Source organism: Dactylosporangium sp. NPDC049742 (genome assembly GCF_040674675.1).
GTDB classification, from domain to species: Bacteria; Actinomycetota; Actinomycetes; order Mycobacteriales; family Micromonosporaceae; genus Dactylosporangium; species Dactylosporangium maewongense.
Window position 1 is genome coordinate 23,233 of sequence record NZ_JBFANF010000102.1, and the last position, 8,955, is coordinate 32,187.

9 protein-coding genes are annotated in these 8,955 nt (G+C 72.5%); 6 read left to right on the forward strand and 3 right to left on the reverse strand.

Going from position 1 to position 8,955, the window contains the following annotated elements; genetic code table 11:
• Positions 1–28: 28 nt before the first annotated feature.
• Positions 29–2,653 carry an ATP-binding protein gene (locus AB0J72_RS55650; RefSeq protein WP_363416361.1) on the reverse strand — a complete coding sequence of 875 codons (2,625 nt, stop codon included), beginning with the start codon at positions 2,651–2,653 and terminating at the stop codon, positions 29–31.
• A gap of 237 nt (positions 2,654–2,890) precedes the next feature.
• A complete protein-coding gene (locus AB0J72_RS55655) occupies positions 2,891–3,640 on the reverse strand; it encodes an MBL fold metallo-hydrolase (RefSeq protein WP_363416364.1) in 750 nt (249 codons plus the stop codon).
• Positions 3,641–3,824: 184 nt separating this feature from the next.
• On the opposite strand from AB0J72_RS55655, the gene AB0J72_RS55660 reads away from it, so the two are divergent.
• The 4 genes from AB0J72_RS55660 to AB0J72_RS55675 all read left to right on the forward strand — a co-directional run bounded on the left by AB0J72_RS55660 (position 3,825) and on the right by AB0J72_RS55675 (position 7,429).
• Positions 3,825–4,673, forward strand: a complete 849-nt coding sequence (locus tag AB0J72_RS55660) for a DUF4397 domain-containing protein (protein ID WP_363416367.1) — start codon at positions 3,825–3,827, stop codon at positions 4,671–4,673.
• A gap of 83 nt (positions 4,674–4,756) precedes the next feature.
• Positions 4,757–5,377, forward strand: a complete 621-nt coding sequence (locus AB0J72_RS55665) for a sortase (RefSeq protein ID WP_363416370.1) — start codon at positions 4,757–4,759, stop codon at positions 5,375–5,377.
• 96 nt (positions 5,378–5,473) lie between these two features.
• Positions 5,474–6,664: an MFS transporter gene (locus tag AB0J72_RS55670; RefSeq protein WP_363416373.1), complete on the forward strand. Its 1,191-nt coding sequence runs from the start codon at positions 5,474–5,476 to the stop codon at positions 6,662–6,664.
• A 21-nt stretch (positions 6,665–6,685) separates the two neighbouring features.
• On the forward strand, positions 6,686–7,429 hold the full coding sequence (locus AB0J72_RS55675; RefSeq protein ID WP_363416376.1) for a peptidylprolyl isomerase: 744 nt from the start codon (positions 6,686–6,688) through the stop codon (positions 7,427–7,429).
• A gap of 20 nt (positions 7,430–7,449) precedes the next feature.
• Here the strand turns inward: AB0J72_RS55675 and AB0J72_RS55680 are convergent, their stop codons facing one another.
• Positions 7,450–8,052: an RICIN domain-containing protein gene (locus tag AB0J72_RS55680; protein WP_363416378.1), complete on the reverse strand. Its 603-nt coding sequence runs from the start codon at positions 8,050–8,052 to the stop codon at positions 7,450–7,452.
• A gap of 132 nt (positions 8,053–8,184) precedes the next feature.
• Between AB0J72_RS55680 and AB0J72_RS55685 the strand changes: the two genes are divergently transcribed.
• Both AB0J72_RS55685 and AB0J72_RS55690 read left to right on the forward strand, forming a co-directional pair.
• Positions 8,185–8,484 carry a GlsB/YeaQ/YmgE family stress response membrane protein gene (locus AB0J72_RS55685; RefSeq protein WP_363416381.1) on the forward strand — a complete coding sequence of 100 codons (300 nt, stop codon included), beginning with the start codon at positions 8,185–8,187 and terminating at the stop codon, positions 8,482–8,484.
• A gap of 66 nt (positions 8,485–8,550) precedes the next feature.
• Positions 8,551–8,955, forward strand: a 405-nt coding sequence (locus tag AB0J72_RS55690; RefSeq protein WP_363416384.1) for an MFS transporter, incomplete at its 3' end; no start/stop codon positions are given.

Sequence of the window (8,955 nt, forward strand, 5' to 3'; positions counted from 1 at the left end):
CGTTCGCTCGAAGCGTCGCGGAGCCGCGTCAGTGCGGCCGCGGGCCGGGGGACTGCGCCGTTGCGTGGTCCAGGACGCGGGTGACGGTGCGTAGGAGTTGGTGGGCACTGACCGGTTTGGTGAGCAAGGTAGCGCCGGCCGGGATGGCGCCGCGGCTGGCGAGGATTGTTTCGGCGTATCCGGACAGATAGATGACGGGTAGTCCTGGTCGGGCGCGGTGCAGTGCGGCGGCGAGGGCGGGTCCGTGCAGGTCGGGCAGGATCACGTCGGTGAGCAGCAGCGCGATGTCGGGGTTGACCGTGGCGAGCTGCTGGGCGTCGGTGACCGTGGCGGCGGGCAGGACCGTGTAGCCGGCGTTGTGCAGGACGCGTTCGGTGATCGCGCGGAGGTTGTCGTCGTCCTCGACGAGCAGGATCGTCTCGCCGGCGCCCGGCCGGTGCGGCTCCGCCGGCGTGGTGTCCGGTTCGGCGAGGTCATCGGTGACCGGCAGCAGCGCGATGATGGTCGTGCCGTGGCCGGGCTCGGAGTAGATCTGTGCGTGGCCGCCGGCCTGGGTGACGATGCCGTAGATGGTGGCCAGGCCGAGGCCGGTGCCGTGGCCCTTGGGTTTCGTGGTGAAGAACGGTTCGAAGGCCCGCTCCAGGGTGGCCCGGTCCATGCCGGTGCCGGTGTCGCTGACTCGCAGCCGCATGTAGCGGCCGGTTCGTGCGCCCGGGTGCTGGGCGGCGTAATGCTCGTCGACGGTGACAGGTGCGGTCTCGATGGTGAGGATGCCGCCGCCGGGCATGGCGTCGCGGGCGTTGACGGCCAGGTTCACCAGGACCTGCTCGAGGCGGCCGGGGTCGGCGCTGATCGGCCACGGCTGCGCGGTGAGGTCGGTGATGAGGGTGATGTCCTCGCCGAGCGCACGCCGCAGCAGGGTGCCGAGGTCGGCGACGATGGTGTTGAGGTCCAGGACCCGGGTCTCGGGTGCGGGGTCGGCGCGGGCGAAGGACAGCAGCTGCCGGGTGAGGGCGGTCGCGCGGTCACCGGCCGCGACGATCTCGGTCAGGTCGGCGTGCAGGGTGCGCCAGGCGGGGTCGGCGGCGGCGGCCGGCTCCAGGTCCGCGGCGGCCATGCTGGCGTAGCCGTTGATGATGCCGAGGAGGTTGTTGAAGTCGTGCGCGACTCCGGCGGCGAGCTGTCCGAGGCTTTCGAGGCGGTCGGACTGGCGCAGGCGTCGTTGCAGGTGCTCGCGTTCGGTGACGTCGGTGATGACGGCGCAGCGGACCGTCCGCCCGGCGAAGGACGTCAGGTAGGTGGTGACGCTGGTCTCGGTGATGGTGCCGTCGTGCTTGAGGTGGCGTTGCGGCTGGTCACGTTCGACCGGCTCGGCTGCCGCGGTGCCGGCTGCCGGCACGGTGGGTTCCTCCGCCGCGAGCAGGCCGGTGTAGGTCATCGTGAGCAGGGCGTCTTCGGGCCAGCCGTAGTATGCGACAGCGGCGGCGTTCGCGGCGACGATGTCGAGGGTGTCGGCGTCGAAGACCACAACGGGGTTGGGGCTGGCGTCGAACATCTGCCGGTAGTTGCGTTCGTGCTCCTGGGCAGCTGCTTCGGCGCGGCGACGTTCCCGCAGTTCCCGGTCGACGGTGGCCAGCAGCGTGGTGAACTCCTCGCCGAGTTCGGCGACCTCCCGCGGGCCGGACACCGTGACGGCCGTGTCCAGGTCGCCGGAGATGATGGCGGTACGTACCGCGGTGCGGAGCCTGCCGATCGGGGCGGTGACGTGCCTCTGCACGACCATGGTGGCCAGCAGTCCCGCGAGCAGGCCGAGCGCCACGATCAGGGCCTGGCGCCGGGCCAGCCGGTCGGCGCCGGCCAGCGCGGCCGACCGGTCCGCGCCGGCCAGGACCTGCCAGCCGGTGCCCTCGACGGCCGTCCGGCCATACAACCGGGGCAGCCCCGTCACGTCGACCCCGACACCGGTGTCGACATCGGTCATCACGAATCGGCTGTCGCGTACCGGGGTGCCGGCCCACCGCGACCCGTCGGGCCACCGCGTCAGCACGATCGAGCCGTCCTCGGTGGTGATCACGAATTCCAGGTGGCGGGTTCCGCCGAACAGATTGCCCGCCGCCGCGCCGAGGGCGGTCAGGTCGACGAACGCGGCCACCAGACCGAGTCCGGGGATCGCGGCGGTGACCAGGAAGGCGGGTCGTCCGGTGCGGTCGTCGCGGACCGGCGCCACGGCCTGCGGTGTGCGTACCGCGTCGGGCAGCCACGACGCCTTGGTGTAGGCGTTCGCCGGTTGACCGTCGGGCGGTGGCCTGGACGAGCATGCGATGGTCCCGTCAGGGCGCAGGACGTCCAGGTGCCCGTCGTCGGCACCGCCGAGGGAGAACGCCAGCCGGCAGGCGCCCGGGTCGGCGAACACCTGCGCCACGGCCGCGCTGGACGCGACGGATTCGACGGTGCCGCGCACGACGGCGAGGTTCTCGCCGATCTGCCGCGCCGCCAGACGGGCCGCCATCGACGCGTCCGCCCGGGCGGCGGACACCGCGTCGCGGCGGGCCTGCACCCACCCCGCACATATTCCCGCGCCGGCCGTGACCACGAACAGCAGCAACAGCCCGATCAGGTATGACCGCAGCGGCCATCGCCTGCTACGGCGCAAGGTCCCCACCGGCCCCGGTGGGGCCGCTACCGGGCGGGTCTCCCGCGTGCTCATATGGCGGCTACCTTCCCGGCAAGCCGGTCCGCCGCCCGGTTCGGAAACGGCAGATGCACAGCAGAGGCCAGTTCGCGGCCGATCACCCACCGCGCCGAGGGCGCGCCGACGCGTACTCGTTCACGACGTTACGCCGTCCGCCGACCTGCATGGCCCGAATCGGCGGCGGTCACATCAAGAAGATCAACAGGCTCTGCTGGCCAGGTAGGCCTGGGCCAGCTGGTGCAGGCGGGTCCGGTCGAAGCTGCGCCCGTGGCCGGGATGGACAACCGAGACGTCGAGGTCGGTGAGGAACTGCATGCTGTGCCGGTAGGCGGCCACGTCGGAGTTCGGCAGGTCGTCGATCAGGCCGCCGTCGTAGACGATGTCGCCGGAGTACAGGGTCCCGGTGCGCTCCTCCAGCAGGGCGATGCTGCCCGGTGTGTGCCCGGGAAGGTGCAGCACGGTCAGTACCCGGCCGCCCAGGTCGATCCGGTCGCCGTCGACGAGGGTGCGGCACAGGGTCATGGGCTCGACGCGGTAGGTGGCCGGGTCGTAGCCGGGGGCGGGCAGGACGTCGAGCATCAGCTCCGGGACGGGTTCGCCCGCCGCGTCGATCCCCAGCTTGTCGTAGAGCTCCGCGCCGTACAGGCTCGCCGGTACACCCGCCGCCAGGAGCTCCGCCTCCGCGGGATGGGCGGCCCGGTCGGCGAACTGGGACGCCCCACCGACATGATCCAGATGCGCGTGGGTGAGCAGCACCATCGGATCGCGCTCGAACAGCCCCGGAATCGCGTCCCGCAGGGCGACGACACCGAGCCCGGCGTCGATCACGATGTCCCGGTCGGTGCCGCGCAGCCACCAGAAGTTCGCCGACAGCAGCTCGTTGACGTGCGGCTCCGAGATCCGGACGAGGTCGTCACCCACCTCGGCCTGCGTGTACCAGTCGACCACGTCCGCAAGTGTGCCAGTGCGGCGCCGCCGACTCGACCGCATCGAAGCAGATACGTGTCGCGACCCCCGACTGGATGCGATTCGTGGCAAGTTCCACCGCCTGAATCCGCGACGCCCTCCGGCGCGCGAAGGACCTGGCGACGGAGCAAGCCGCTCGCGTGTTCGGAACTGGAAGGGCTTCACCATGAACATTCGTCTGACATTGCGCCGCGCCGCCGCCGGAGCCGGGGCGCTCGGCGCCGTCGCCGCGGCCACGCTGCTGGTCGCGTCGCCGGCGCACGCCGCCGGGTCGAGCAAGGTGTCGGTGGTGCACGGGATTCCGGGCCAGCCGGTCGACGTGTACGTCAACGGCAAGAAGACCCTCGACAACTTCCAGCCGTCGAAGGTCGCCGGGCCGCTCGACCTGCCGGCCGGCAAGTACGACATCGTCATCGTCAAGCCCGGCGACCCGGTCACCAGTCCCGTCGTCAAGGTCGACCAGGCGGCCGTGCCCGCCGACGCGAACATCAGCCTGGTGGCGCACCTGACGGCAGACGGCAAGCCGACGCTGACCCCGTTCGTCAACGACACGAAGACCCTCGCCCCGGGCAAGGCCCGGCTGGTCGTGCGGCACACGGCAGCGGCGCCGGCCGTCGACGTGCGGGCGGGCGGCCAGCCGGTGTTCAAGAACCTCACCAACCCGAACGAGGCCAAGGCCGACCTGGCGGCCGGGGCGGTGAGCGCCGACGTCGTGCTGGCCGGGACGAGCACGGTGGCGATCCCCGCCGCGGACGTCAACCTGGCCGAGGGCACCTCGACGATCGTCTACGCCGTCGGCTCCGCGGAGGGCAAGACCCTCGGGGTGGTGGCCCAGACCATCACCGGCCTGCACGGCACGCCCGGAAGCGTCAACTCCGGCACCGGCGGCACCGCCGACCGGGGCCCCGCCGCCTGGACCTACGCCGCGGCGGGCGCCGGGCTCCTGCTGCTGCTCGGCGGTGCGCTGGTCCTGCGCCGCGGCGCACGACGCACGGTCGGCGGGGTCCGGGCGTGATGCCGGCCCGGTCGAGCAACGGCGCGTCCCCGCAGACTGCTGCGGGGGCGCGCCCCGGCCGGCCGGCGGCCTGGGTCGCCGTGATGATCGGAGCCGTGCTGCTCGCTGGTGCCGCGGTCGCGGCCTGCGCGCAGCGACCGGCGCCGACGGTCGGAGCGGCCGGCGCGGCGGCGCTCGCCTCCGCGACACCCTCCCCGTCCGGCGGCGGTGTGCCGATCGTCGCCGGTGCGCCGCCGTCCGCGGTCGCCGCGGTGCCACCGGCCCGGCTGCGCATCGGGAAGCTCGGCGTGAACGCGACCGTGAACCCGGTCGGCGTGGACGAGCGCACCGGCGACTTCGCGGTGCCGCCGAGCGTCGACGTCGTCGGCTGGTACAGGTACGGGCCGGGGCTGGAGGCCACCGCCGGGTCGATCGTCATCGCCGGGCACGTCGACAGCGCCCAGCAGGGTGGCGGGGCCTTCTTCAAGCTGCGCGACCTCGGCCCGGGCGACCGGATCGACGTCACCGGCGGCGACGGCACCGTGCACCGGTTCGGCGTCGTGGCCCGTGAGATCCACCCGAAGACGGCGATCTCGCTGCAGCGGTACTTCGCCCGTGACGGCGCCGTGCGACTCACCCTCATCACCTGCGGCGGCCCGTTCGACAGCGCGACCCGGCACTACCGCGACAACGTCGTGATCACCGCCCAGCCGATCGCGACCTGACCAAAATCTTGCCGGTGGTTGTCGGTTTCGGCCGGTCGCCGTTCGTCATCGAGGTGGGGCCCGACCGGGGTCCGAACCGAGAAGTGGGTGGCGTGCATGACCGTCAGTGACCAGACCATCGTCGACCGGCCGGTCGTGAGGACGCCGGGGCGGTGGGCCGTGACCGCCGTGTTCTTCCTCAACGGGCTCACGCTGTCGACGTACATCGTGCGGGCGCCCTCGATCAAGGACGCCCACCAGCTCAGTGACGGGCGGTTCGGCCTCACCGGGCTGCTGTTCGCGGGGGCCGCGCTGGCCTGCATGCAGTTCGTCGGGCCGCTGACCGCGCGGGTCGGGACCCGGGCGGTGCTGCGCGTGACCCTCGCGGTCATGCCGCTGCTGCTGGCCGGCATCGCCGTCGCGCCCGGCCCGTGGTGGTTCACCGCCCTGGCGACCCTGCTCGGCGCCGTCCACGGCACCACCGACGCGGCGATGAACACCAGCGCGGTCGCCGTCGAACGCCGGGCCGGGCGTCCGGTCCTCAACGGCTGCCACGCGGCCTGGAGCGTCAGCGCGGTCGTCGCGTCGCTGTCGACCGCCGCACTGGCGCACGCCGGCGTTTCGCTCGCCGTCCACCTCGTCACCGCCGGCGCCCTGCTGCTGGCCGCCGGCCTCGCGCTCGGACCCCGCCTGGTGCCGGAGAGCGGGCACGGCGAAGCGGAGGCCGGCGGCGCGGCCGGGCAGCACGGCGCCGACGGCCCGCGGAACGGCTGGAGCGGCGCCCTGATCGTGCTCGGCCTGACCGCCACCGCGCTCATGGTCTACGAGGGTGCGGTGCTCGGCTGGGGCGGCATCTTCCTGCACCAGGAGCGGCACGCCAGCCTCAGCCTGGCCGCGGCGGCGATCACCGCGTACACCGGCGGCCAGGCCGCGGGAAGGCTGGTCGGCGACCGGCTCACCAGCCGCTGGGGCGGCAACACGCTGTTCCGCCTCGGCGCGGCGATCGCCGCGGGCGGCTTCGCGGCCGCCGTGCTGACGCCGCACCCGGCCGCGGCGGTGGCCGGTTTCGCCCTGGCCGGGCTGGGTGCCTCGGTGCTGATCCCGCTGACCTTCAGCGCGGTCGGCCGGCTGCGGGGCGCTCCGGCGGCGACCCTGATCTCGCGGCTGACCACGTTCACCTACACCGGGATCCTGCTCGGTCCGGCCCTCATCGGCTGGGTCGCCGATCAGGTCGGTCTCGCCGTCACCATGGCCGCGCTGATCCCGCTGCCGCTCGTCGTCGCCCTGGCTCCCCGCCCACGGGCCTGACAGGTGTCGTACTGTGCACGCATGATCCGTCGACCGCATGTCCTGCTGAGCGCGGCGGTGACCGTGTCACTGCTCGCCGGGTGCACCACGGCATCGTCGCCGGGGCAGCAGTTCGGTCAGCGGATCGCCCCATCCGCGTCATCGTCGTCGCCGCAGTCGTCGCCGCAGTCGTCGGCTGCCGCCGGCGCGTGCCGGTGGTCGCCGGTCGCCGCCGGCAACCAGCCGGCCATCAAGGACGTCGGCACACCGCCGGCCACGGTCCCCAGCGGCACCAAGGCGACGATGACGCTGACCACCAACCTCGGCGTGGTCGAGATCGCGATGGACGCCAAGGCCGCCCCGTGTGCGGTGGCCAGCTTCGCCTACCTGGCGGGCAAGAAGTTCTTCGACGGCACCGCCTGCCACCGTCTCACGACGGCCGGGCTGTTCGTCCTGCAGTGCGGCGACCCGTCCGGCACGAGCACCGGCGGCCCCGCGTACCAGTTCGCGGAGGAGAACCTCGGCACCCAGCCCGGCTACCGCCGCGGGTCGGTGGCGTTGGCCCGCACCCAGGACCCGGGGACGAGCGGCAGCCAGTTCTTCATCAACTACGACGACAACCCGATGCTCCCCGCGGACTACACCCGCTTCGGCACCGTCACCAAGGGCATGGACGTCATCGACAAGGTCGCCGACGGCGGCGTCAAACCCGGCGGCATCAGCCCGGACGACGGCGCCCCGAAGGTCGGCATCGTCCTGCGTCAGGTGACCGTCGTCTACAGCTGACGCACCGTCGCCGGGCGGCTTCAGCGCTGCTTGCGGATGTTGCCGTACTCCCGGAACCACAGCTGGTTGGTGCCCTTGTAGCAGTCGTACTGGTCGACGATCGCGACATTGCTGAGGCTGTACTCGTACACCTCGAGGCACTTGCCGCTCCAGACGTTCTGGAGCTCGACGGCGTCGGCGAGCCACTGCGCCGCGCGGGAGGTGCCGCTGTAGCCGGACGGGATGACGCGCCACTGCTGGTGCGGCCCGCCGTTGCAGTCGTGGACGTCGACCGGGGCGAAGTTCTCGGTGCCGTAGTCGGCGACCTCGAGACACAGGTGGCCCTGATAGCCGAGGTGCAGCGCGTACCTGTACCCGACTCCCTGGTCGAAGCCCACCCACTCGGCGTCCCACAGGTGCGTGCCGGCTTCCCATTCGTTCGCGGCGCACGGGCTCTGGGTGGCGGGGTCGCCGTTGTCGTCGCTGTGCCAGAGGACGTCGAGGCACTTGTTGCTGTTGGCGTTGCGGAACTGGTCCTGGACCACGTAGTCGAGCCACCAGGGGTCCGCGTGCGCGGCGGTACCCGGGAACACGGCCCCAACCAGGGCGGCGGCCGCAGCGATGACCATCATTCGAAGCTTCATGGGATGACGATACCGTGATGGTACTCTGGTACCACGAAGCTGACGGCGGGCCGACAGCGCCTGGCGGACGCGTGATCGGGGTTGCGCGGCTGCGGCACAATGCGAGGCGGATCGGGACGAGGAGGTCGCTCGGTGGGTGCACAGGATTACGTGTCCGCGATCGTGTTCGGTGCGGTCATCGGTGTCGTCGCGCGGATCCTGCTGCCGGGCCGCCAGCCGATCGGCCTGATCCTGACCGTGCTGATCGGGATGGGTGCCGCCGTCGCCGGCACGTGGGCCGCCGACCGGTGGGACATCAACAGCGACAAGGTCCTGGTCGTGGCCGGTCACCGGTACGACTGGCTGGTCATCGGCGTGCAGGTCGCCATCGCCGTGGTCGGTGTCGCCATCGCAGCGCTGCTGGCCCGCGCGTTCTCCTCCGACGACGACTGAGCGTCCGCGAGTCGTGGATCACGTTCGGAGGCGGAGCCGGCCCGGCCCGTGACAGAGTCGGTGCCGATGCATCCGCGTACCGAACTCGTCGCCACATTCGCCCTGGCCGCCCTGGCCTTCATCGTCGTCACCGGCGAGACCACCCCGATCGGGCTGATCAGCGACATCGCCGCAGGGACCGGCAGCACCGAGAGCCGGGTCGGGCTGACGGTCAGCTGGTACGCCCTGGTCGCCGGCGGCACCGCGGTCCCGCTGACGCGGTGGACGGCCCGCTTCGACCGCCGCTGGGTCCTCGCCGCGAGCACAGCGGCGTTCAGCGCCGGACACGTCGCGTCCGCCGCCGCCGGCAACCTCACGACCCTCGCCGTCGGCCGCGGACTCGCCGCGGTCGGGCACGGGCTGTTCTTCGCGCTCGCCGCACCCACCGCCCAGCGCCTCGCCCGGCCGTCGACGCGGGGGCGCGCGGCCGGG